Here is a 23,991-nt window from a genome sequence, read left to right as displayed (position 1 = left end):
GCGGAGGCGCCGTCGGGGGCGCCGGCGGCGGTCATCGGGCCTCCCCGGCGGCGGCCGGCGCGGCCACGGCGGCGCGCGTGTCGGCCTCGTCGGCGGCGATGGCGCGGGCCAGGTCGTCGACCGTGCCGCCCTCCAGCACCTCCAGCAGCGTCTGCAGGCGCACCAGCGCGCCCAGTTGCGTCTCGACCTGGTTCTTGAGTTCGACGATCACCAGCGAGTCCAGGGCCAGCGTCTCCAGGACGGCGTCGCCGGGCACGTCCTCGGCGCCGGGCCGGCCCAGCGCCTTGGCGATGCGCTCCCGGACGAACAGCGACAGCGCCGCCACCCGCTCCTCCAGCGGGACCTCGGCCCCGGCGGCGCCCGGGGCGAGCGCGGGGTCGGCGGCGGGTGCGGCGGCCTCCTCGGCCGCCTCGGCGGCCGCGGCGTCGACGACCTCGGCGGGCAGCCAGTGCCGCTCCCGCTGCCAGGGGTAGAACGGCAGCGCGACCGGGGCCGGCGGCACGCCCAGCACCGCCTCCCAGTCGGGGTCCAGCCCGGCGGCGTAGAGCCGGCCCAGCGACGCGTCCAGCGAGGTGGCCGGGGCGTGGCCGCGCCGCAGGCTGCCCACCGCCACCGGCGCGGCACCGGCGCGCTCGGCGGTGGCGGCGATATCGCGGACCAGCACCGGGTGCGGGCCGATCTCGACGAACACGGTCACCCCGGCCTCGGCCAGAGCGGTGACCGCCGGGGCGAAGAGCACCGCGTCGCGCAGGTTGCGCGCCCAGTGGGCGCCGGTGAGCGCGGCGGCCTCCAGCCGGGTTCCGGTGACCGTGGAGTAGAAGTGGATCCTTTCGGCCCCGGTCCGGGCCGCGATGTGGCCCACGGCCCCGGCCAGCTCCCGGCCCTGGGCCTCCAGCAGCGGGCTGTGGAACCCGTACTCCACGCGCAGCCGCCGGCTGGCCGCGCCGCGCTCGGCGACACGCGCCAGCACCGCCTCGACGCCCTCGGGCGCGCCGGAGACGACCGTGGAGCGCGGGCCGTTGACGGCGCCGATCCCCACGCCGGGCACCCCGGCGACCAGCGGCTCGACCTCCTCCAGCGGCAGCGCGACGCTGGCCATGGCGCCGCCGCGCGCGCCGGTCTCGGTCAGCCGCGCCCGCTTGAGCAGCAGCTCCACCGCCTGGTCGCGGTCGAGCAGGCCGGCCGCCGCGGCGGCGGCGATCTCGCCCATGCTGTGCCCCACGACCGCGTGGGGGCGCACCCCCCAGGAGCGCCACAGGGCGGCCAGCCCGGCCTGGAGCGCGGCGATGGTCACCTGGGCGACCTCGGTCTCGTTGACCCGGCTGGCGTCCTCGCCGGCGGTGAGCTGCTCCAGCACCGACCACCCGGCGCGGTCCAGGACGGCGGCGTCCCAGGCCGCCACCTCGGCGCGCACGACCGGCTCGCGGTCCAGGACCGCGCGGCCCATGCCCGCCCACTGCGATCCCTGGCCGCTGAACACGAACGCCACGCGCGGCCGGGTGCCCGCGCGCACCGGCACCGCCGGCGCGGCCACCGACGCCAGTTGCGCGCGCAGCCCCTCGGCGTCGGCGGCGCTCAGCGCGACCCGGTGGCCGTGGTGGCTGCGGCCGGTCGCGGCGGCGGCGCAGACCCGGGCGGCCTCGGCGTCGTCGGCGCCGGCCAGGCGCTCGGCGTAGCGGTCGGCCAGCGCCCGCAGCGCCGCGCCGCCGCGCGCCGACAGCGCCAGCAGCAGCTTGCGCGGCTCGTGCACGGCCACCGGCTCGGCCGGCGGGGCCGCCTCCAGCACGGCGTGCACGTTGGCGCCGCCGAACCCGAAGCTGCTCACCGCGGCAAGGCGCGGCCGGCCGTCGTCGGGCAGCGGCGCGGGCGCGGTGGGCAGCGTCATGCGGCTGCCGGCCAGGTCGATCTCGGGGTTGAGCCGGGTCAGGTGCAGCAGCGGCGGCACGACGCCGCGCTCCAGCACCAGCAGCGACTTGATCAGCCCGGTGATCCCCGCCGCGGCCTCCTGGTGGCCGAAGTTGGTCTTGACCGAGCCGACGGCGCAGGGGCGGTCGCCCTTGCCGTAGACCTCGCGCAGGCCCTCCACCTCGATGGGGTCGCCCAGCGGGGTGCCGGTGCCGTGCGCCTCGATGTAGACGACGTCCTCGGGCGCGGCCGAGGCGTCGGCCAGCGCCCGCCGCAGCAGGTCGGCCTGGGCGCGCGGGTTGGGCGCGGTCAGGCCGTTGGTGCGGCCGTCGTGGTTGGCGGCCGTGCCGCGGATGACGCCGCGCACGCGCCCGCCCCGCTCGCGGGCGTCCGACAGCCGGGACAGCACCAGCATGCCGCAGCCCTCGCCGCGCACGATGCCGTCGGCGGCGGCGTCGAAGGCGCGGCAGCGCCCGCCCGGCGCCAGCGGCAGCACCCGGCCGGTGACCTCGGTCGACAGCGGGGAGAGCACCAGGTTCACCCCGCCCACCAGGGCCAGGTCGCAGTCGCCCTGGCGCAGCGCCCGCACCGCCAGGTGCACCGCCATCAGCGAGGAGGAGCAGGCGGTGTCCACCGCGACGCTGGGGCCGTGCAGGTCCAGCAGGTAGGACAGCCGGTTGGCGGCGATGCTGTGCGCGCCGCCGGGCGCGGTGTAGGCGTTGATGCCGGTGCGGGTGAGCTGCATCGTCAGGTAGTCGGTGCCGTACACGCCGAGGAACACCCCGGTGGTGGACTCCCGCAGCCGCTCGATCGGCAGGCCGGCGTCCTCGGCGGCCTCCCACGCGGCCTCCAGCACCAGGCGCTGCTGGGGGTCCATCCGGTCGGCCTCCTCGGGGGAGATCCCGAAGAACCCGGCGTCGAAGGCGTCCACCCGGTCCAGCTGGCCCGCCTGGTGGCGGACGGCCGGGCGCTCGGCGACCGGCGGGCGCACCCCGTCGGGGCTGTCGGTCAGCGGCGCGACGGTGTCGGCGCCGGTGCTCAGCAGCTCCCAGAAGGCGTCGAGGTCCTCGGCGCCGCCGGGCATCCGCAGGCCGGCGCCCAGCACGGCGACGGGCTCGCCGCGCACCCGCTCGGCCGCCTCCAGGCGGGACCGGGTCTCGCGCAGTTGGCGCACCGCCTGCTCAAGCAGCCGGCGCTGGTCCTGGGGGGCTCGCTGGCTCATTGCTCCTCCATCGTGTCGAGCACGCCCAGCTCCTCGGCCAGGAGCGCGGAGAGCTGGTCGTCGTCCAGTTCGGCGAGGCCGTCGGCGTCGTCGCCCGGGCCGTCCTCGGCCGCCGCGCCGGGGCCCTGGGCCGCGGCGGCGGTGATGTCGGGGGCCAGCCGGTCCAGCAGGCCGGCGGTCAGATCGTCCACGGTGGGATGGGCGAAGACCATCGTGGCCGAGAGGCGGACCTCCAGCGCCGACTCCAGCCGGTTGCGCAGCTCCACCGCCATCAGGGAGTCGAAGCCCAGCTCCTGGAAGGGCACCCCGCTGTCCAGGCGGGCGGCCGGGGCACCCAGCACCGAGGCGACCTGCTCCAGCAGGAAGCCGCGCAGCGCCTCGGCGCGCCGCTCGTGGGTCTCCAGCGCCAGGACCGCCGCGCGGGCGCTGCCGCGCAGGGCCGCGGCCGCGCCGTCGGCGGGCAGCAGGTCGCCCAGCAGCAGCCGCACGCTCGGCAGCGCACCGGTGCGGCTGATGTCGGCCCAGTTAAACGCCGCCGCGACCACGTTGGGCGCGCCGCCGCGCATGGCCTCGTCCAGCAGTTCGAAGGCGACCTCGCCGGTCAGCGGCGGCACACCGCGCGCCGCCAGCCGGTCCACGCCGCCCGCGCTCACCGCCAGGCCCGAGCCGCCCCAGGGCCCCCAGTCCACGCACAGCGCGGGCAGGCCCAGCGCGGCGCGCTCGCCGGCCAGCGCCGCCAGGAACGCGTTGGCGGCGGCGTAGGCGCCCTGCCCCGGTGAGCCCAGCACCGCGGCCATGGACGAGAAGAGCACGAAGTGCTCCACCGGCCGGCCGCGGGTGAGGGTGTGCAGGTTCCAGGCGCCCAGCGCCTTGCCCGCCATGGCGCGGCGCAGGCCGTCGCCGCCCAGGTCGGCGACCAGGGTGTCCTCCAGGACCCCCGCCAGGTGGAACACCCCGCCCAGGTCGGGGGAGTCGGTGCCCAGCCCGGACAGGACCGCGCCCAGGGCGGCGGCGTCGGCGATGTCGGCCTGCTCCACGCGCACCCGGGCGCCGTCGGCGGCCAGTTCGGCGACGGCGGCCCGCGCCTGCTCCGAGGGCGCGGAGCGGCCCAGTAGGAGCAGGTGCCGGGCGCCGCGCTCCACCAGCCAGCGGGCGGTCTGCAGGCCAAGAGCGCCCAGGCCGCCGGTGAGCAGGTAGGTGCGGTCCGCGCGCACGGGGGCCTCGGCCGCGGCGGCGGCCGAGGGCAGCGGCGCCAACCGGGGCGCGAACGCGCCGTCGCGCAGCACCACCTGGGCGGGGGGGTCCTCGGCGCGCAGCAGCGCCGCGAACGCCTCCAGGTCGCCGCGCCGCACCGGGCGGTCCAGGTCGACCACGGTGCAGCCGGTCTCGGGGTGCTCGTTGGCGACCACGCGGCCCAGGCCCCATAGCGCGGCGCCGGGCAGCCCGGCGCCGCCGGAGCCGCCGAAGGCGGTCTGGGCGCCGGAGGTCGCCAGCCACAGGCGCGGCGCCCGGCCGGCGCGCGCGGCCTCGGCCAGGGCCCGGGTCAGCTCCAGCGCCTCGGCGGCGTGGCGGCGCAGCGCCGCCTCGTCCAGCGCCGCCTCGCCCGCCGGCTCGGCGCCGCTGGCCGGCAGCGCCCGCAGGTCCACCGCGCCGCGCAGCGGCGCGCCCAGCGCGGCGGCCTCGGCGAGCAGGCCGGCGTAGCCGGCCTCCTCCAGCGAGCGCTCGTCGGGCGCGGCGGGGGCGCCGGGGACGGCGACCAGGCTGCGGTCGCCGGCCCGGGCCAGCAGGTCGGCCAGGGCGCGCGCGGCGCCGCCGCGGTCGGCCAGCAGCAGCCAGGCCCCCGCGCCGGCCGCCGGGCGCGGTGGCTCCACCGGCTGCCAGCGCACCTGGTAGAGGCGGCCCTCCTCGGCCGCGCGGCGGCGCGCGGCCATGGTCACCCGCAGCCGCCGCGCCGACCACACCGGCGTTCCGGCGTCGTCGAACACGGCGACCTCGGTGTCCACGTCGCGGCCCCGGGCCGCCACCACCCGCGCGTGCACCCAGCCCGCGCGCAGCGGGGCGGCGTCCTGGCGCGACCACACGTGCTCGGCGCCCGAGGGCAGCGGCAGCTCGCCTTGGCGCTCGCCCACGGCCGCCGCGACGGTGTGGAAGCAGGCGTCCAGCAGCGCCGGGTGCAGCGGCGGCGCGCCGGCGCCCAGGCCGTCGGGCAGCGCGATCCGGCCCAGCGCCTGCCCGGAGCCCGCCCACAGCTCGGCCAGCCCCCGGAAGCGCGGGCCGTAGTGCAGGCCGGTGCCGCCCAGCCGCTCGTAGAGGGCGTCCACGGACTCCGGTGCGGAGCAGGCCGCCCGCAGCTCCGCCAGCGGCGGGTGCTCGGGCGCGCCACCGGCGGCGCCCAGCACGCCCCGCGCGTGGACCACCGGGGCGCCCGCGCGGAACGAGGTGATCAGCAGGGTGTCGCCTCCCTCGTCGGAGGGGCGCAGGGCCAGCTGCAGGCCGGGGTCGCGCTCGCCCACCAGGGGGCAGGGCTGCACGAAGGCCACCTCCTCCAGCAGCACCGGCCCGCCCGGCGCGGCGGCCGCGGCCGCCTGGGCGGCGGCCGAGAGCCAGTAGGCGCCGGGCACGACCGGGATGTCGTCGACCACGTGGTCGGCCAGCTCGGGTGCCGAGGCCAGGTCCAGCGGCAGGCCCCACAGCCGCAGGGCGGGGTCGGCCCCCACGGGGATGCGCGGGCCCAGCAGCCCGTCGGCCGCCGCGCCGGCGCCGCCTGCGCCCGGCAGCCCGGCCGGGGTGCCGGTGGGCCGCAGCAGCGGGAAGCGCCGGTGGTCCCAGCCGTGCGGGGGCAGGTCCACGTGTTCGGCGGTCCCGCCGTAGAGGGCGGTCCAGTCCACCGCCACGCCCACGGTGTACAGCTCGCCCAGGGCGCGCAGCATGCCGCGCGCCTCGTCCTCGTCGCGGCGCACCGAGGACACCACCGCCACGTCGGCGCCGCCGGAGGCGCCGGCGGTCTCGGTGACCGAGCGGATCAGCACCGGGTGCGGGGCGACCTCGATGAACGTGTCGTGGCCGTCGGCCAGCACCCGCTCCAGCGCCGGGGCGAACCGCACCGTGGCGCGCACGTTGCGCTCCCAGTACTCCGGCCCCAGCTCGCGGCCGTCGACGGGCTCGCCGGTGACCGTGGAGTAGAGCTCGGTCTCGGCCGGGCCCGGCGCGATCCCGCGCAGCGCCGCCCGCAGGCGCGGCTGCAGCGGCTCCACCTGGGGGCTGTGCGCGGCGAACTCCACCGTGATGCGGCGGGCGAACACCCCGCGTCCCTCCAGGTCGGCGATGACCCCGTCCAGCGCCTGGGGGTCGCCCGAGAGCACGGTCGCCCGGGGGCCGTTGAGCGCGGCGACCGCCAGCTCGTGCTCCCGGCCGCGCACCATCGCCTCGGCCTCGTCCAGGTCCAGCTCGACCAGCGCCAGCCCGCCCTTGCCCGAGAGCTCGGTGAGCAGGCCGCTGCGCTCGACCACGATCCGCGCGGCGTCGGTCAGCGACAGCGCCCCCGACACGTGCGCCGCCGCGATCTCGCCCATGCTGTGGCCCACCACGGCGGCCGGGGCCAGCCCCCACGCCAGCCAGGTGCGGGCCAGGGCGACCTCGATGGCGAACAGCGCCGGCTGCACCTCGGCGGTGCCCTTGGCGACCAGCCCGGTGTCGTCGCTCCACAGCGAGCGGCCCAGCCAGCGCGCGATCTCGGCGTCGCAGCGGCGGATCGCCGCGCGGAACGCCGGCACCGACGCGGCCAGCAGCCGGCCCATGCCCTCCCACTGCGAGCCCTGGCCGGGGAACACCAGCACCGGGCGGCGGGCCCGGCGCGACACCGTGTTGGGGCCGCAGACGTCGGCGGCCCGCTCGCCGGCGGCGAGCGCGTCCATGCCGGCCGCCAGTTCGGCGGCGTCGGCGGCCACCACGGCGGCGCGGTGCCGGTCGTGGTCGCCGCGCAGCGCGGCAGCGGCGGCGGCGCGGGGCAGCCAGGACGGGTCGTCGGCGTTGGCGCGGGCCAGGCGGGCCCACGCCGCGGCGCGGCGGGCCAGCGCGGCCTCCGTGCGCGCCGACACCGGCACCAGGTGGCTGCGCACCGGCGCCTCGGGTTCGGCGCCGCGCGCGCCGGCCGCGGTCTCGGCGGCCGCCGAGACCGCCGCGCCGGCGGCCGGCTCGGGCCCGGCGGCCAGCACCACGTGGGAGTTGGTGCCGCCGAAACCGAAGGAGCTGACCCCCGCCAGCGGGGCCCCGCCCGCGCGCCCGGGCCAGGCGGCCGCCTCGGTCTGCACGGCGACGGGCAGCCGGTCCAGGCCCAGCATGGGGTTGGGCCTCTGGAAGTGCAGGCTCGGCGGCAGCGTGCGGTGGTACAGCGCCAGAGCGGTCTTGATCAGCCCGGCCACGCCCGCGGCCGCCTCCAGGTGGCCCACGTTGGACTTGGCCGAGCCCACCCGCAGCGGCCGGTCGGCGGGCCGCCCGGCGCCCAGCACCGTGCCCAAGGCGCCCACCTCGATGGGGTCGCCCACGGCGGTGCCGGTGCCGTGCGCCTCGACGTAGTCGACCTCGGCGGGGTCCACCCCGGCGGCCGCGTAGGCGGCGCGCAGCACCGCCTCCTGGGCCAGGCGGTTGGGCGCGGCCAGCCCGTTGGTGCGCCCGTCCTGGTTGACGGCGCCGCCGCGCACCAGCGCGTAGATCCGGTCGCCGTCGGCCAGGGCGCGCGAGAGCGGCTTGAGCACGACCGCGCCCACGCCCTCGCTGCGCACGTAGCCGTCGGCGCGGTGGTCGAAAGTCTTGCACCGGCCGTCGGGCGCCATCAGGCCGCCCTTGCTGAAGCTCAGCGCGATCTTGGGGCTGGTGATCACGTTGACGCCGCCGGCGATGGCGAGGTCGGCCTCGCCGTTGCGCAGCGCCTGGCAGGCCAGGTGCACGGCCACCAGGGAGGACGAGCAGGCGGTGTCCACCGCCATGCTGGGGCCGCGCAGGTTGAGGCAGTAGGACAGCCGGTTGGCCACCACGCTCAGCGCGCCGCCCGTGCCGTCGTAGGGCTCGGACTCCGCGCCCGAGGACAGCAGCGCCGCCCCGTGGTCGTAGGTGGAGGCCCCCATGAACACGCCGGTGGCCGACTCCGCCAGCCCGGCCGGGGCGATCCCGGCGTCCTCCAGCGCCTCCCAGGCGACCTCCAGGACCATGCGCTGCTGGGGGTCCATCCGCCCGGCCTCGCGCGCGGTCAGCCCGAAGAACTCGTTGTCGAAGTCGGTGACCCCGTCGACGAACCCGCCCCAGCGGGTGTTCATCTTGCCCGGTACCGCGGGGTCGGGGTCGTAGAGCGCCGCGGCGTCCCAGCGGTCGGCGGGGACCTCGCTGATGGCGTCGACGCCCTCCAGCAGGGTCTTCCAGTAGCCCTCCAGGCCGCCGCCGCCCGGCATGCGGCAGCCCATGCCCACGATCGCGACCGGCTCGCCGGCCGACACCGCGGGCCGCTCCGCGGCCGGCGCGGCCTCGGGCGCGGCGCCCGCGGCCTCGGCGGCGACGAACGCGGCGGCCTCGGCGATGGTGGGGTAGTCGTAGGCGAAGGTCGGGGGGATGGTCAGCCCGGTCCAGCGCTGGAGGTCGTCGGTCAGCTCCACCGCCTGCACCGAGGACAGGCCGATCTGCATGAACGGGGTGTCGGGCGCCACCGTCTCGGCGGGCACCTCCAGCACCTCCGAGATCCGCCGGATCAGCCAGTCGGCGACGGCATCGCGGTCAAACATCACTTGGCTCCCTCGAATTGCCGCGACCCCTGGGCGGACGTCCCGCGGGCCGGGGTCAGCGCGCCCTGCTCGAACGCGGCGCGGCAGGCGCGGCGCTGCACCTTGCCGCTGGTGGTCTTGGGTACGGCGCCGGGCGCCACGAAGGCGACCTCCCCGACGGGGACGCTGTGCGCGCCGGCGACCGCGGCGCGCACCGCGCGGTCCACCTCGGCGAGGTCCACGGTCCGGTGGGCGGGGTCGATCTCGGCGACCACCACCAGGTGCTCGGCGTCGTCGCGCTCCACGGCGAACGCGGCGACGCAGTTGACCCGCACGGCCGGGTGCGCGGCCTCGACGGTGGCCTCGATGTCCTGCGGGTAGTGGTTGCGGCCCTCGACGATCACCACGTCCTTCAACCGGCCGCAGACGAACAGTTCGCCCTCGTGCAGCACGCCCAGGTCGCCGGTGCGCAGGAACGGGCCCTCGCCGGTGTCGGCCAGGTGCGCCCGGAAGGCGCGCTCGGTCTCCTCGGGGTTGTTCCAGTAGCCGGCGGCCACGTCGGGGCCGGCCGACCAGATCTCGCCGACCGTGCCGGGGGCCGCCTCCAGGTGGGTCTCGGGGTCCACGATCGCCAGCCGCCGGCCCTCCAGGGGGCGGCCCGAGCCCACGAGCCGGTGCCCGCCGCCCAGGGCCAGGCGGCGCTCGCTCTGGAGCACCGCGAGGTCAACCGCCAGGGTGACCGGGGGGTCGGCGATCCGCGAACCGGTGACCATCAGGGTGTTCTCCGCCAGCCCGTAGCAGGGGTAGAACGCGCGCCCGTCGAAGCCCTGGGGGGCGAACTCCGCGGTGAAGGACTCCAGGGTGGCGGCCCGCACGGGCTCGGCGCCGTTGAACGCGATGCGCCAGCCGCTGAGGTCCAGCCCCTCGCGGTCCTCGGGGCGCACGCGCCGCACGCACAGGTCGTAGCCGGAGTTGGGGCCGCCGGCCACCGTCGCCCTGTAGCGGCTGATGGCGCGCAGCCAGCGCACCGGCCGCTGCACGAACGCCAGCGGCGGCATCAGCACCGCCTCCAGGCCCACGTAGACCGCCGGCAGCACGGTCCCGATCAGGCCCATGTCGTGGAACAGCGGCAGCCAGCTCACGATCACCGTCTCGGGGGTGTAGTCCCCGGCGCGGCGGATGTACTCCTGGTTGTGCATGAGCGCCTCGTTGGTCACCACCACGCCCTTGGGCAGGGCGGTGGATCCCGAGGTGTACTGGAGGAACGCCACGTCGGCGGGCCGGGCGCGGTGCGGCCGGTAGTCGGCGGCGTCGTGGTCGGGGACGGCGTCCACCGCGATCCACGCGGCGGCGGCCAACTCGGGGGCGGCCGTGGCGAAGTGCGCCCGGTAGCCGACGGTGGAGCTGGACAGCACCGCCGCGACCCCGGCGTCGCGCGCGATGGCGCGCAGTGTCTCGGTCTTGCGAAGGGAGTTCAGCGGCAGCGGCGGGTAGACCGGCACCGCGATCACCCCGGCGTACTGGCAGGCCAGGAACGCGCGGATGAAGTCGGCCGACTCGGAGGTCAGCACCAGCGCGCGCTCGCCGGGGGCCACCGCCCGCTGGATGTGGGCGGCGATCGCCCGCACCTCCAGGTCGAGCTCGGCGAAGGTCAGCGCGCGTTTTTCGTTCTCGCCGTCCGGCAGGAACCGGTAGACGGTCGCCGAACCGCGCTCCCGCGCCTGTGCGGAAAGCGATTCGGCGAGAGTCGACGCCTTCGGGACAACCTTCATCTACGCCTACCCTTAGCTGGCCGGTGACAGAAATCCAAAGACAACGGGAAAGCTGGGAAATCGACGGGGAAATCCGCGGAGGGGGCCGCGTCAACGGTGCCGGCTCTTGCTGGATTCGCCATCGAAGCCATAATCTAGCTGCGGCGATGGCCTGCGCAAGCGGCGTCATTGCGGTGTAGGGGGACCTGTATGGCAACTGCACCGCGCTTTGATCCGCAATTCACCGCTACTTGAGTGCGCAGTGCGAGAATCCATTGGCAAAGTAATTCACAGCTGGTTTCCGGCGGGTTTGCCGCTACTCTCGGCCACCGGACGTGCGCAAAACAGCCGGGGCCAGGCAAAACAACGGCGCACACCGAGCGGCGACCCGGAGGGAATCCGAGGAGGCAGGCCACATGGACCGCAGCACCGTTCTCGGCCGGGATTCCGGCCCGCTCAGCGCCGGCAGCGGAATGGCGTCGCAGCGCGACGACTGGGTGACCGTCCTGCTGGGCGGCGTCATGACCATCGGCGTCACCCTCGACGGCTGGGCGCACAAGAACGTCATCGAGACCCTGGAGGGCTTCTTCACCTGGTGGCACGCCGTGCTCTACACCGGGTTCCTGGCCACGGTCGCCTGGACGTTCCTGCTCGCCTACCGGCGGCGCGACCGCCATCCCCGCTGGTGGTGGGACGGCTGGCCCAACGGCTACCGGGTCGGCGCGCTGGGCGTGCTGGTCTTCGGCGCCGGCGGCGTGGGCGACATGCTCTGGCACGAGATCCTGGGCATCGAGATCGGCCTGCTGCCCTCCTTCAGCCCCAGCCACACCCTGGTCAGCATCGGCGGCCTCCTGCTGGTCACCAGCCCGCTGCGCTCGTGGTGGGCCTCGGGCGAGAACGGCTGGCGGGCGGTGACCGGGATCGTGTCGGCGGCCATGTCCGCCATCGCCGCCACCGTGCTGCTCACCTACGTCTCGGCCTTCATGACCGGCGCGCCCACCGTGGCCTACGCGCCCCAGCTCGGCGACTACGGCGGCATCGTGGACACCCCCGACGAGTACGTCGCGGTGCAGGGCGTGACCGCCTACTTCATCACCACGCTGCTGCTGACCATCCCGCTCATCCTCATGCTGCGCCGCCGCGCCGCCCTGCCGGGCATGGGCACCGCCGTGACCACCGGCGTGATCGTCTACTTCCTGGCCATCAACCAGCTGCCCGACGTGCACACCCTGGCGGCCGTGCTGGCCATCGCCGGCGCCGCCGCGGCCGACGGCCTGCTGGTGCTGCTGGACCGGCGCCGGGGCACCACCGCCCTGCTGCGCCTGCCGCTGGCCGGCGCGCTCTTCCCCGCCCTGGTGTGGTCCTTCCAGATGCTGGGCCTGCACCTGGCCGAGGGCATCCGCTGGCCGGCCGAGATGTGGACCGGCACCGTGGTGTTCACCGCCTGCCTGGGCGCCCTGCTGGGCGGCCTGGCCACGCGCCCGGCCGAGTACGGCGCGCCCGCCGCGGGGCGGGCCGCGGCCGACCGCGCCCCCTCCTCGGCGCCGGCGGCCTGACCCCCCGCCCGCTGACTCTCGCGACCCGGCTGCCGGGGCGGGCGGCCCGCCGCCCGCCCCGGCAGCCGCGCCCCGCCCGGCGGACCCCCGCTGACAGGCCCACGCCGACCATCCACGCCCGAACCCGCGCCCACGCGCACGCACAGTTGAACGGGGACACCCCAGTGACGATCGAACCGACCACCATCAAGGCCGTCTGGACCGACTTCGGCGGTGTCCTCACCCCGCCGGTCGAGCACACCTTCGCCGCGTTCTGCGCCAAGACCGGGCTGCCGCCCGAACCGCTGATGCGGGCCGTGTTCGCGGTGACCGCCCGCTACGGCACCGACGACATGATGCTGCCGCTGGACACCCCGCTGGTGACCGAGCAGGAGTGGCTGGGCGAGGTGGCCCAGGTGCTGCGGGACTCCGACGGCATCGACGCCTCGCTGGTGTCCCTCGCCGACACCTGGTTCGACGACCGCGAGACCAACGAGGTCTGGCTGGAGGAGTTGCACGCGCTGCGCGCGCGGGGCGTGTTCGTCGGCATGCTCTCCAACATGCCCCCGGCCTGGGACGCGCACTGGCGGCGCATGGTGCCGCCGGAGTCGGTCTTCGACGACGTGGTGATGTCGTTCGAGGTGGGCCGGCGCAAGCCCGGCAAGGACATGTTCGACCTCGCCGCCGAGCGCGCCGGGGTGCGGCCCGAGGAGTGCCTGCTGGTCGACGACCTGGCCAAGAACTGCGAGGGGGCCGTGGCGGCGGGCTGGCAGGCGATCCGGTTCGCCGGCACCGGCGCGGCGGTGGCGGAGCTGCGCCGGCTGATGGCGCCGGCGCCGGCCGCCGGATGACCGGCGCGGTGCCCGCCCGCGCGGGGGCACCGCGCCACCCGTCAGGACTCCGGTGCCGGGCCCTCGGGTCCGGTGCCGGAGTCGTCGGCGTCCGCGGAGGTGCCGCCAGGGGCCTCGCCGGAGTCGGGCAGCCGGGGCGTGGCGGCGCTCTCCTGGGCGATGCGGCGCAGCGCGCTGAACATGACGTCGCCCAGGGCGATCCACACGACCAGGCCCTCGGCCAGGCTGTCGAGGTCGGGTCGGCGCAGCAGCACCTCGATCTCGTCGTCGACGATCCGCTCGGCGGCGTCGGCGTAGCTGTCGAGGAGGTCGAGCTTGTCGGTCTGGCCCAGGCGCTGGAGGGTGGCCAGGACCGAGGCGAGGGTCTTGCGGGCGGGGTTGGAGGGCACCGAGCGCCAGCCCCGGCGCTCGATCAGCTCGTCCACGCGGCGCACCGCCTCGTCCCACACCTCGTCCTCGACGGTGGCCGAGGGCGGGGTGGACATGGCGAACTGCACCTTGCCCAGGGAGGTGAGCAGGCCGTGCTCGGGGGCGTCCATGCGGGCCAGCACGTCGCGCGCGGTGGCGATGGACAGGCCGCCGACCTCGACCAGGGCGCGCACCAGCTTGATGCGGCGCACGTGGCGCTCGTCGTACTGCGCCTGGTTGCGGCTGGTGCGCTCGCCCGGGGGCAGGAGTCCTTCGCGCAGGTAGTACTTGATCGTCGGCGCGGGCACGCCTGTACTCCGACTCAGCTCCGCGATCCGCATGGACCGGCCTCCCTACGTTGTCGCCGCCTTCGGTGGCCACGCGCACGGTCCACTGTGATAGCGGACAGTATCGCTATCCATAAGGTTACACTCTCCGTGCCGCGGATCCCTAGGCGGCCGTCCCGTTGCCCGCTGCGCGTTTCGGGCGTACCGGCGTGTATGGTAGCCCACTTCGCCTGGTGGCCGGTGCGGCGCACCGCGTGGTCGCCAGGGGCGGCCCCCGCCGGAGCCGGCCCCGCGGAGCCGGGCGGCGGGGTGCGGGGAGAAGGAGGGGAGCGGGCGGGGGCGGGCGCTCAGGCCCGGCGGTGGTAGCGGTCGGCCACCACGGCCTTGTTCTTGTTGACCGCGTCCATGCGCGACTCGGCGCCGAGCTTGCCGAAGATGTTGCGCAGGTGCCGCTTGACGGTGCCCTCGGTGATGGACAGCCGCATGGCGATCTGCCGGTTGCTCATGGCCACGGCCACCAGCGACAGGACCTCCTGCTCGCGCTCGGAGAGCAGGCCCGAGGAGTTCGACCCCACCGACACCATGGTGTCGCGCGAGACCGACATCGTGACCTGCTGCTGGCCGTTGGCCGCGCTGTGGATGGCCGCGATCAGGTCGCGGCGGCTGATCCCCTTGTGCAGGTAGCCGCTGATGCCCACCTGGAGCATGTCCTTGACCAGTTGCGGCTCGTCGTACATGGTCAGCACGATCACGGCCGTGCCCGGCGACACCGCCTGCAGCCGGGTGGCCGTCTGGACGGGGGAGCTGCGCGGCATGTCGACGTCGAGCAGGACCACGTCGGGCCGCACCCGCGAGACGCACTCCACGACGGACTCGCCGTCGCCGGCCTCGCCGACGATCCGGAAGTCGCCTTCCGTCAACAAAACCTCACGGAGCGCTTCACGCAAAAGTGTGTGGTCGTCTGCCAAGACAATCCGAATAGTCAACGGAACCTCACGGAGCGCTTTGCCGGAAGTTGCGGTGGGCCATGAACGGAATGCACTGTGCGATCGGCGCCGGTGCGGGACGGGGGAGAGGGGGACTCGGCTGCGTTCCGGACTTTACCATCATGACCGTGAGCCATTCCTCTGCGTGTTTTGGCAGTGAACCGGGCGGGTGGCCGCGGTAGCCGGAGTTCACGTGCCGGGGGCGCTGGGATACCGGGCTCGACAGGTACCCCGCTGCGACTCCACCATAGCGGCGGCGATGGCCGGGTGAACAGGAATTGAAGACTCATTCATGCTTTCGGATTTTCTATCACGGCCTGATTTCCCTGTCCTGCTGCTATTGTTTCGGGAAGTTGAAGTTTCGGGGCCCGGAGGGGTCGGGCCGTGCGGAGCATATGCCGTGGTGGAACGAGTGGGGCCGCGCCGTTGCTTTCCCCGGCCGGTGCGGTCATTGCGAACCGCCCGCACGCGATCAGCATAGGCCACGGCCTGGTCGGCCCCGGCGATATGCCGGTGATAACACGGCGCGTTCGCCTGCCGGTCGGGCATTTCCGCGCGCCGCCCCGGAATTCGATCATGGTCTGACCTGCCGGGGGCCGGTGACCTCTCCCTTTGTATCCTGGCATGCACGCAAGGTGGCCGCCGCTCACCGGCCGATGTCGGCCAGCGGCCGAACTCATTGCCGTTGCCCCGCGTCCGCGACCGGAATGCCGACCCCGCAGACGAAGATCAACTCCCGGCAATTCCCCCGCCGCGTTTGCCGCCGCATGGGCGATCCCGGGCGAACCAGCAGGAAACAGCGCGGTTGCCCGCGCATTGGGCGATGCGGCGCGCGGGCGCGGCTCGCCGCCTCCGGCGTGACCCTCGGTGAACGGCGCCGGTCCGCGCTATTCTCAGGGCGGAGGCGCCGCGTGAATTGCGGGGGCGCACCGCCGCCGAACGGTATGTACACCTCCTCTCCGGTAAATTCGGTCGGTCCCTTTCCAGTGGTCTCGGGCCCGCCGGGTACCCCGGTTTCCCGCACTTCACACCGGGAATGTGAAGGAATTTCGCGATTTCCGGGACGTGGTGAATATCCGACCGCCGCGCGCCGGCCGCGCCGGCCCCGCCGACCGCGCGGCTCGGTAGTCTGCCCTCGGTGATCACGCCCGCGGCGTGGGCGGACTGTGGGAAGGCAGCCATGACCGACGACCCCTCCACCGCGGCACCGCCGCGCGTGCGCGACCCCGAAGCCCTGGCGCGGCGCCACGGCGCGGCCGGCCTGCGGCTGGTGGGCGCGGGCCTCCAGACGGGCGACCCCCTCGCCGACGCCGCCGCCGCCGAACTCGCCGACCGCGGTTGGGCCGGGCCCGCCCGCGCCGCGCTCGCCGCCGGCCTGCGCGACGGCCTGGCCGCCCTCACCGACCCGCCGCCCGCCGTGGCCGCGCTGCTCGCCGACTCCGAGGCCGCCGTCGCGGCGGCCGACCCCGCGCTCCTGGACCGCGGCGACCTCGCCTCCATGACCGTCGACCCGTTCTGGAGCCGCATGGGCTTCGCGCTGGGCTCGCTGGTGCACACCTACAGCTCTCCCGCCATCGCCCGGGTCCTCACCGGCACGGGCCGGCTGACCGGCGACGCCGCGCGGCGGCTGGCCGAGACCGGCCTGTGGCGGGCCAACGCCATCGTGCCCGGCGGCCTGCGCCGGGGCGCCCCCGGCTACACCGACAGCGTGCACGTGCGCCTCATGCACGCCCGCGTGCGCGCGTCCGCCCGCCGGCGCGGTTGGGACACCGCGCGCTGGGGCGTGCCCGTCAACCAGGTCGACCTGGCGCGCACCTGGCTGGACTTCACCGTCGTGCCCTTCCGCGCCCTGGAGCGCGTGGGGATCGTGCTCACCCCCGACGAGGAGCGCGGCCTCTACCGCTACTGGCACACCGTCGCAGCGCTGATGGGACTCGACCCCCGCTTATACGCCGAGGCCGCCGACCACGCCTCGGCCGGCGCCCTGCTCGACCTCGTGGAATCGGCCAACGACGCCCCCGACGACAGCGCCCGCGCCCTGGTGCACGCCCTCATCGAGGCGCTGGCCGGCGGCCGGCTGGGCTCGGTCCTGGGTCTGGAGGCCCCCGCCGCCCGCCGCATGCTGCACGCCCTCACCCGGCTGCTGCAGGGCGACACCGCCGCCGACGCGCTCGGCCTGGCGGCCGAGGACATCGGCCCGTTCGCGCCGCTGCTGGCCGTGTCCAACGCCCGCGTGCGCGAGCTGGAGCGCGCCACCCCGGAGTCCTGGGAGCGCGCCCTGGCCGGCTACACCGCCTACCGCCGCACCGAGTTCGCCCACCTGGAGACCGCCGAGTACCGCGCGGCCGCCGCGGGCGCCGACACCGGCGGGTAGCCGCGCCGCGCCCCCGGCGGGGCGGCGTGGCCGCCTCCGGCCAGCGGCGCGACGCCGGTCAGTGCCGTAATCTACCGTTTCGCTGCAAGGCCACCCTCACGACCGGTGTGTGGACGCGCGCGGCGGCGCGGTCCGCTGAATCCCGTCCGTTCCGCGGCGCGACGGCCGCGGCGGCACACACCCGGTCCGCCGGTGCCGCGCCGGTGCGGCCGGGCCATCCCGACCCCCGGCGCGCCACCGCGCGCCGGCGGCCCGAACCACCCAGAAAGGCCCCCGACCCCATGAGCGGCGCCTCCGCCACTCCCGGCGAGCCCACGGCCCCCCACACCGGCGCACCCGCCCCGGCCCCGCCCGCCGCCCCGCTCCCCGTGGAGCTGAGCCCCCTGCGGCCCGAGGACCCGCGCACCGTCGGCCCCTACCGCGTCATCGGCCGCATCGGAGCCGGGGGCATGGGCGCCGTCTACGGCGGCCTGGACGAGCACGGCCGGTGCCTGGCCGTCAAGACCGTCCACGCCGAGCACGCCGCCGACCCCGGGTTCCGCGCCGCCTTCGCCCGCGAGGTCGCGCTGCTGCGCCGCGCCAACGGCGTGTGCACGGCCGCCGTGCACGCCGCCGACCCCGACGCGCCCAGCCCGTGGGTGGCCACCGACTACATCCCCGGCCGCAACCTCCACCAGCACGTCCGCCAGGTCGGCACCCTCGACGGCGCGATGCTGCGGGCGTTCGCCGCCGGCACCGCCGAGGCGCTGGCCGCCGTCCACGCCGCCGGGATCGTGCACCGCGACATCAAGCCCGGCAACGTCATCCTGGCGCCCGACGGCCCCAAGATCGTCGACTTCGGGATCGCCACCGCGCCCGACGACGCGCAGGGTCCCGATGCCGCCGCCTCCTACGGCACGCCCGGCTGGGTGGCCCCCGAGCGCTACCGGGGGGCGCCCGCCGCCCCGCCGGTGGACGTGTTCGCCTGGGGCGGCCTGGTCGTGCTCGCCGCCACCGGGCGCGCCCCCTTCGGCACGGGCACGCCGGCCGAGCTGAAGGAGCGCGTCCTCACCGGCGAGCCCGACCTCGACGGGGTGCCCGAGGACCTGCTGCCGCTGGTGGAGCGGGCCCTGGCCAAGCGGCCCGAGGACCGCCCCGCCGCGCTGGAGGCGTTCACCGCGCTGCTGGACCTGGTGTCCGACGCGGAGGGCGCGGACGCCGCCGCCGGCGGGCTCGCCGAGCGCACCCGGCCGCTGGCCGACCGGCTGCGCTCGGCGCTGGCCCGGTACTGGCACGGCGTGGACGCCGGATGGCACGAGCCCGCGCTGTGGGCGGCCGCGGCCGGGATCACGCTGGGGGCCGGCGCCGCGGCGGCCGGCGCGACGGTCGCCGGGGCCGCCGCCCTGGCCGGCGCGGCGGGCGGGGCCGGCGCCTCCGGTACGGGCGCGGGCGGCACCGCCGGAGGCGCGGGGGCGCTCGGCGGGCTGGGCGGCCTGGGCGGCACCGGCGCGGGCGGGGCGGCCACCCAGGGGGCCACCGGCATCGCGCTGGGCAAGATCGCCGCCGCCACCGCCACCATCGTCGTGGGCGGGGGCGTGGTGGCCGGCGGGATCGCCGGCTACACCGCCTGGGCCGGGCCGAGCCCGGAGGAGGCCGTGCAGACGGCGGCCCAGCACCTGGAGCAGGGCCGGGGGTTCTCCGCCGAGGTCGTGCGCCAGTACACCGCCGAGTACGCCGAGCAGGAGGCCGCCGCCCAGGGGGTCGCCCCCGAGGAGCTGGTGGAGCAGAGCCGCTCGGAGATGGTGTACTCCTACGCCGGCGGGGAGCGGCCGGTGTTCCTCGCCAGCGGCTACTTCCTGCCGGGCGACGAGTCCACCCGGGGCCGCGGCGTGCCCCAGGAGTCGGTGGTGGCCGTGGCCAACGTCGACGGCGCCGTCTACGTCTACGGCACGGTCGCGGAGGACCCCCTGGCCGAGCCCACCGACCCGGCCGACCTCGCCGACCCCGCCGACTACCCGGCCGCCGCCTACGGCCCGCAGCTGATCGGCGACTCCCTCGCCTCGCTGGCGGAGTCGGGCGAACTGGCCGAGCAGGAGGAGCCCGAGCAGGTCGGCGCCTCGGCCGCCCGGGTCTACTCCGGCCCCATGACCGCCCAGGTGCTCTCCGAGGGGCGGGTGGAGCGCTCGCAGACCACCGGGCGGCTGTGGGTGGACCCCGAGACCGGGCAGCCGCTGCGGCTGGAGCACACCCACGAGGAGTGGGAGGTGCGGATCGACTTCACCGCCGTCGACGAGGCGGTCGAGGTCAGCGACCCCCAGCCCGCCGACACCACGATGGCGAGCCAGGACGCGCTGCCCCAGGTGAACGCCGTCATCGTGTCGCCGGTGTGCGGCCGGGTCGAGGCCGAGGGCGCGTCCTACGAGGTGCGGCCCCAGGTCTGGGACATGTCCTGCCCCGAGGCCATGGACCTGGCGGAGTCCTTCGCCGCGGGCGAGGGCGAGATGCTGATGGACTACTCCGGCACCGGCGTGCAGACCCTGCTGATCGGCGAGTACGCCTGCGAGCAGATCACGCCCTCCCTGCCGGAGGGCGGCCACGGCGGCCGGATGCTGGGCAACTGCACCACCGCCGAACCGGTGGAGGACCCCGGCGCCACGGGCTTCTCCCACCACCTCGGCACCAGACCGGTCATGGCGCTGGCGCCCACGGAGGGCTAAGGCGCGCCCCCGCCGGTCCGCGCGCCGCGGACCGGCGGGGGCGCCCTCCCTGCCCCGGCGGCCGCGAGCGTAGGATGCGCGGGTTCGCGCGCCCGCGGGGTAGCGGGCGCCTCAGCAGCGCGACGCGACGGGGGGAAGTCATGAGCGCTGAGGGAAGCACACGCGCGGTGGTCACGGCGCTGGGCGCCAACCTGGGGATCGCCGCCACCAAGTTCGTGGCCTATGTGCTGACGGGGTCGTCGGCGATGCTGGCGGAGTCCATCCACTCCGTCGCCGACTCCGGCAACCAGGCGCTGCTGCTGGTGGGCGGGCGCCGGGCGCGCCGCCGGGCCGACGCCGAGCACCCCTTCGGCTACGGCCGCGAGCGTTACGTCTACGCCTTCCTCGTGGCCATCGTGCTGTTCTCGCTGGGCGGGTGCTTCGCCCTCTACGAGGCGTGGCACAAGATCGCCGACCCGCACCCCATCACCGCCTGGCACTGGGTCCCCGTGGCGGTGCTGCTGGTGTCGATGGCGATGGAGGGCACCGCGCTGCGCACGGCCGTGCGGGAGTCCAACGCGGTGCGCGGCGACGCCGGATGGTTCGCGTTCATCCGCCGCGCCAAGGCGCCCGAGCTGCCCGTGATCCTGCTGGAGGACACCGGCGCCCTGCTGGGCCTGGTGTTCGCGCTGCTGGGGGTGGGCCTGACCCTGGCCACCGGCAACGGCGTGTGGGACGGCCTGGGCACCGGCGCCATCGGCCTGCTGCTGGTGGCCATCGCCGTGGTGCTGGCGGTGGAGGTCAAGAGCCTGCTCATCGGGGAGTCGGCCAGCCCGGAGCACGTGGGGCGCATCCGGCGGGCGCTGCTGGCGGGCGAGGACGTGGACACCGTGATCCACATGCGCACCATGCACCTGGGCCCCGAGGAGCTGCTGGTGGCCGCCAAGATCGCCGTGGACACCGAGGACGACGCGGTCGACGTGGTGCGGGCCATCAACGCCGCCGAGGAGCGGATCCGCGCGGCGGTGCCCATCGCCGGGCTCGTCTACATCGAGCCCGACCTGCTGCGCGCCGGGGGCGCCGCGCAGCAGGGGCCGGTACCGCGCACGCCCTAGCCCATCCCCATCAGGAAGCCGATGCCCAGGGCGTAGAAGGCGAACATCGCCACGCCCTCGAACCCGATGCCGTGCTCCTGGCGGCGGATCAGCCCGGCGGCCACGAGCAGGTTGAGCACGATGCCCAGGGACACCAGCAGCACCACGCCCTGGGTCATGGCGCCGTAGAGGGAGCCCTCGCGGTAGGCGACGTCGCTGGCCGACAGGAACAGCACGTCGAACCCGTTCCCGCCGATGATGTCGCCGATGGCCAGGTGCAGGGCGCGGATGCGCACCGCGTAGAGCACGGTCACCAGCTCGGGCAGCGACGTGACGAACCCGGTGACCACCGCGCCCACCACGCCGCTGGACAGCCCCGTCTGCTCGGTCAGCGCCAGGCCGGCCTCACCGGTGGCGTATCCGGTGAGGGCCACCAGCGCGGCGAGGCCGGCGAACTTCAGCCACATCGACCGCAGCGACTCCCCGGGCCGCCGCGACGCGGGGTCGGGCTCGTCGTGCTGGGTGTTGCGCGTGGGCGTGACCCGCCACATGGGGTCGTCGCCGACCTTGCGCGACAGCCGCAGCCAGTACCAGTACAGGAACACCAGCAGCACCGACACCGGGTGCACGCCCAGCACGGTGACCTGCGGTCCGGCGCCGGCCAGCAGCACGGTGGACAGCAGGATCGACAGCCCGATGGGCGCGAGGAGGTTGGGCAGCGAGGCCGCGGCGTGCTCCAGGTTGGCCCGCCGGTAGAACACGTCGGCCAGGGCGATGAACACCGTCTGCAGGGCGATACCGCCCAGCGCGTTGTTCATGGCGAACTCGGCGTCGCCCCGGGCCGCGCCCAGGACGCTGGTGATCAGGCCGGGCAGCGCCGTCACCGCGCCGACCAGGATGATCCCGGCCATCGTCCCGCCGAGCCCGGTGCGGTCGGCGAGGCGGTCCACCAGGCGGGTGAACGGCCCGCCGCCGATGAGCAGCGCCGCGGCGGCGGCCGCCATCACCAGGGCGCTGGCCCACAACGGCCACCCCTGCGTGCACGTGGTCCCCTTTCTTGAGGCGGTGCGGTCCGCAGGGTCCCGTACCCGATATATCGCCCTCGACCGTCGAGCGGCCGGCGCGTTGAGTGGGGTGCGTCACGACGCGGAGCGTCACTGCAGTTCCCGCGCGGTGTCCGCATGCGGTCGCCGCGCGCGCCGCCCGCCGGGGAACCCCGGCGCCCCCGGATCGATCCCAGAGGGTATGAGGCGGGCGATGGGGGCGGGGGCGGCCGCGGGGCGCGCGGCGGGCCGCCACGGGGCGCGGGCCGCGCTGCGGGCGGCCGCCGCCGGATGCGCGGCGGCGGTGCTGGCGCTGGCCGGGCCGGGCACCGCGGCCGCGGCCGCACGGGGCGGGGCGGCGGCCGAGGGGCACGCCGTCACGCGGCTGGACGTGGACATCACCGTCACCGGCGAGGGCGCGGTGCGGGTGCGCGAGGAGGTCACCTTCCGCCTCGGCGCGCCGCCGCACCGCCCGGTGCGCCGCGAGATCCCGGCGCGCGGCCGCGTGGACGGGCAGACCCGGCCGCTGGGCCTGGCCGGCGTGCGCGTCGCCGACGACGCCGGCCTGGGCCCGGTCGCCGTCACCGCCACGGCCGCGGCCGTCACGGTCCGCCTGGGCGGCGCGGGCGCCGAGGGCCAAGGGCCGCGCACGGTCGTGCTGCACTACCGCTACGACCGCCTGCTGTTCCCGCTCCCCGACGGCCGCCCGCGCCTGGAGCACGCCCTGTGGCCGGCCGGCGGGGCGCTGCCGGTGGAGCGCGTGCGCGCCGAGGTCCGCGCGGCCGGGGGCGTGGCGGCGGCCGACTGCCGCGCCGGCGCCCCCGGCGCCCAGCGGCCCTGCGCCGCGCGCCCCGGCGGCACACGCGCGCGGTTCAGCGCCGGCCCCCTCCGGGCGGGGGAGGGCCTGCTGCTGGGCGCGACCCTGCCCCCGGGCGCGGCCCCGGTGCCCGCGGGCCGGGGCGTGGACGCCCCCACGGTCCTGTGGATGGTGGGGGTCGGGGTCGCGGTGTTCGCGATCCTGCTGATGCTGGCCGTGGCCGAGCGCCGCTCCGGCGCCGCCCGCCCGCGCACCCGGCGCGCCCTGCGCGGGTTCGCCGACGACGAGGGGTTCGACCGCTACCGGTGAGCCCGCCCGCGCGCGCCGGGGGCCGGGGCGGCGCCCCCGGCGCGTCCGGCGCGCCGCCCGCCGGGCGGTGCCGCGTCCCGGCGCCCGCTGCCGGGCCGCGCTCAGCCGCGCGCGTCGCGCTCCTCGGCCGTGTCGACGATCTCGGCCAGGCGCTCGGGCATCGACAGGAACGGCGAGTGCGAGCAGTCCAGTTCCACGATGTCGGTGGCGGTGCGGGGGAAGCGGGCGTCGGCCTCGGCGATGAAGCGGCGCTGGAGGCCGGGGCGGAGGGCGTTGTCGCGGGTGCCCACCACGTAGGTGCGCGGCACCGAGCCCCACCCCTGCTCGGTTGCCTCGGGGGTGCCCGCCATCACCCCGATGGGGCCGTCGGGCGACAGCAGGGCGATCGCCGCGTCCGCCACGGCGGCGTCGACGTCGTTGTAGAACAGGTCGCGCAGGTGCACGCGGTAGTCGGGGTCGGGCGAGCCCGGGTCCAGCCGCATCGTGCCCACGGTGGAGGGGTCGGCGCGCAGCGCGGGCGTGGCCTTCTCGCCCGCGTTCTCCGGCGCCCCGATGTAGGCCATGGCGGGCAGCCCGGCGGTGGGCATGAACGCGCACACGTACACGACGCGGGCGAACAGGTGCGGCGCCTGCTCGACCGCCTGGACGGCCACCGGCCCGGCCGCGCTGTGGGCCACCAGCACGCACGGCCCGCCGCCGCCCACGTGCGCCACGCGCGCCACCACGTCGGCGGCCGCCGACTCCAGGGTGATCCCCGCCGTCAGCGACGGCTCGGTGGCGAAGGCGTCGGGGTCGAAGGGCCGCGCCCGCGCCGAGACCGGCGGGCGCGTGTCCAGGCCGTGCCCGGGCGGGTCCACCGCGACGGCGCGCCGCCCGCGCGCGGTGAGTTCGGCGGCCACCGGTGCCCAGCACCAGGTGCCGTGCCAGAAGCCGGGCAGCAGGACGACGGGCGGTCGGGAATCGTGGTGGGGCATGGGCGTGCTC

General features: G+C 76.4%; 13 protein-coding genes. 6 read left to right on the top strand and 7 right to left on the bottom strand.

Annotated elements, in window-relative coordinates; all coding sequences use genetic code 11:
- Positions 1-31 precede the first annotated feature (31 nt).
- Genes HNR12_RS07585 through HNR12_RS07575 form a run of 3 tightly spaced genes read right to left on the bottom strand, consistent with a single transcriptional unit; the run spans position 32 to position 10,649 of the window.
- Positions 32-3,127 carry a type I polyketide synthase gene (locus HNR12_RS07585; RefSeq protein ID WP_179766817.1) on the bottom strand — a complete coding sequence of 1,032 codons (3,096 nt, stop codon included), beginning with the start codon at positions 3,125-3,127 and terminating at the stop codon, positions 32-34.
- Positions 3,124-8,898, bottom strand: coding sequence for a type I polyketide synthase (locus tag HNR12_RS07580; RefSeq protein ID WP_179766816.1), 5,775 nt, complete (start codon positions 8,896-8,898; stop codon positions 3,124-3,126). Before HNR12_RS07580 ends, HNR12_RS07585 begins: the two co-directional genes overlap by 4 nt.
- Entirely contained in the window at positions 8,898-10,649 is a 1,752-nt protein-coding gene (locus tag HNR12_RS07575) for a fatty acyl-AMP ligase (protein ID WP_179766815.1), read from the bottom strand. Before HNR12_RS07575 ends, HNR12_RS07580 begins: the two co-directional genes overlap by 1 nt.
- A 395-nt stretch (positions 10,650-11,044) precedes the next feature.
- Between HNR12_RS07575 and HNR12_RS07570 the strand changes: the two genes are divergently transcribed.
- Positions 11,045-12,184: a hypothetical protein gene (locus tag HNR12_RS07570; protein ID WP_179766814.1), complete on the top strand. Its 1,140-nt coding sequence runs from the start codon at positions 11,045-11,047 to the stop codon at positions 12,182-12,184.
- Between the two features lie 164 nt (positions 12,185-12,348).
- Positions 12,349-13,014, top strand: a complete 666-nt coding sequence (locus HNR12_RS07565) for an HAD family hydrolase (RefSeq protein WP_222601309.1) — start codon at positions 12,349-12,351, stop codon at positions 13,012-13,014.
- Between the two features lie 41 nt (positions 13,015-13,055).
- On the opposite strand, the gene HNR12_RS07560 is transcribed toward HNR12_RS07565, so the two are convergent.
- Positions 13,056-13,763 (bottom strand): MerR family transcriptional regulator, encoded by a 708-nt coding sequence (locus HNR12_RS07560; protein ID WP_179766813.1) that lies wholly within the window; start codon positions 13,761-13,763, stop codon positions 13,056-13,058.
- Between the two features lie 293 nt (positions 13,764-14,056).
- Positions 14,057-14,677, bottom strand: coding sequence for a response regulator (locus HNR12_RS07555; protein WP_274706650.1), 621 nt, complete (start codon positions 14,675-14,677; stop codon positions 14,057-14,059).
- Between the two features lie 1,198 nt (positions 14,678-15,875).
- Here HNR12_RS07555 and HNR12_RS07550 point away from each other — a divergent pair.
- From HNR12_RS07550 to HNR12_RS07540, 3 genes are all read left to right on the top strand, one after another.
- Complete coding sequence (locus tag HNR12_RS07550) at positions 15,876-17,069, top strand: oxygenase MpaB family protein (RefSeq protein ID WP_179766811.1); 1,194 nt, start codon at positions 15,876-15,878, stop codon at positions 17,067-17,069.
- A gap of 281 nt (positions 17,070-17,350) precedes the next feature.
- Entirely contained in the window at positions 17,351-19,765 is a 2,415-nt protein-coding gene (locus HNR12_RS07545; protein ID WP_179766810.1) for a serine/threonine-protein kinase, read from the top strand.
- 140 nt (positions 19,766-19,905) lie between these two features.
- Positions 19,906-20,859 (top strand): cation diffusion facilitator family transporter, encoded by a 954-nt coding sequence (locus HNR12_RS07540; protein ID WP_179766809.1) that lies wholly within the window; start codon positions 19,906-19,908, stop codon positions 20,857-20,859.
- Here the strand turns inward: HNR12_RS07540 and HNR12_RS07535 are convergent.
- Positions 20,856-21,863 carry a sodium:calcium antiporter gene (locus tag HNR12_RS07535; RefSeq protein ID WP_246425024.1) on the bottom strand — a complete coding sequence of 336 codons (1,008 nt, stop codon included), beginning with the start codon at positions 21,861-21,863 and terminating at the stop codon, positions 20,856-20,858. The two genes, HNR12_RS07540 and HNR12_RS07535, sit on opposite strands and share 4 nt — an antisense overlap.
- A 220-nt stretch (positions 21,864-22,083) precedes the next feature.
- Between HNR12_RS07535 and HNR12_RS07530 the strand changes: the two genes are divergently transcribed.
- On the top strand, positions 22,084-23,007 hold the full coding sequence (locus HNR12_RS07530; protein ID WP_179766808.1) for a DUF2207 domain-containing protein: 924 nt from the start codon (positions 22,084-22,086) through the stop codon (positions 23,005-23,007).
- A gap of 101 nt (positions 23,008-23,108) precedes the next feature.
- Here HNR12_RS07530 and HNR12_RS07525 read toward each other — a convergent pair whose 3' ends face one another.
- The gene (locus tag HNR12_RS07525) at positions 23,109-23,981 is read right to left on the bottom strand and encodes an alpha/beta fold hydrolase (protein WP_179766807.1); all 873 of its coding nucleotides are present in this window, start codon (positions 23,979-23,981) and stop codon (positions 23,109-23,111) included.
- Positions 23,982-23,991 lie beyond the last annotated feature (10 nt).

It is taken from the genome of Streptomonospora nanhaiensis, from assembly GCF_013410565.1.
GTDB lineage: Bacteria > Actinomycetota > Actinomycetes > Streptosporangiales > Streptosporangiaceae > Streptomonospora > Streptomonospora nanhaiensis.
The sequence above is the reverse complement of the archived record's forward strand: the minus strand, read 5'-3'. Positions and strand labels throughout refer to the sequence as shown.

What these genes read in the sequence shown, in the direction of transcription:
- HNR12_RS07585 (WP_179766817.1), bottom strand. Translation starts at nt 3,127, where the DNA reads ATGAGCCAGCGAGCCCCCCAGGACCAGCGCCGGCTGCTTGAGCAGGCG.
- HNR12_RS07580 (WP_179766816.1), bottom strand. Translation starts at nt 8,898, where the DNA reads ATGTTTGACCGCGATGCCGTCGCCGACTGGCTGATCCGGCGGATCTCG.
- HNR12_RS07575 (WP_179766815.1), bottom strand. Translation starts at nt 10,649, where the DNA reads ATGAAGGTTGTCCCGAAGGCGTCGACTCTCGCCGAATCGCTTTCCGCA.
- HNR12_RS07570 (WP_179766814.1), top strand. Translation starts at nt 11,045, where the DNA reads ATGGACCGCAGCACCGTTCTCGGCCGGGATTCCGGCCCGCTCAGCGCC.
- HNR12_RS07560 (WP_179766813.1), bottom strand. Translation starts at nt 13,763, where the DNA reads ATGCGGATCGCGGAGCTGAGTCGGAGTACAGGCGTGCCCGCGCCGACG.
- HNR12_RS07550 (WP_179766811.1), top strand. Translation starts at nt 15,876, where the DNA reads ATGACCGACGACCCCTCCACCGCGGCACCGCCGCGCGTGCGCGACCCC.
- HNR12_RS07545 (WP_179766810.1), top strand. Translation starts at nt 17,351, where the DNA reads ATGAGCGGCGCCTCCGCCACTCCCGGCGAGCCCACGGCCCCCCACACC.
- HNR12_RS07540 (WP_179766809.1), top strand. Translation starts at nt 19,906, where the DNA reads ATGAGCGCTGAGGGAAGCACACGCGCGGTGGTCACGGCGCTGGGCGCC.
- HNR12_RS07530 (WP_179766808.1), top strand. Translation starts at nt 22,084, where the DNA reads ATGAGGCGGGCGATGGGGGCGGGGGCGGCCGCGGGGCGCGCGGCGGGC.
- HNR12_RS07525 (WP_179766807.1), bottom strand. Translation starts at nt 23,981, where the DNA reads ATGCCCCACCACGATTCCCGACCGCCCGTCGTCCTGCTGCCCGGCTTC.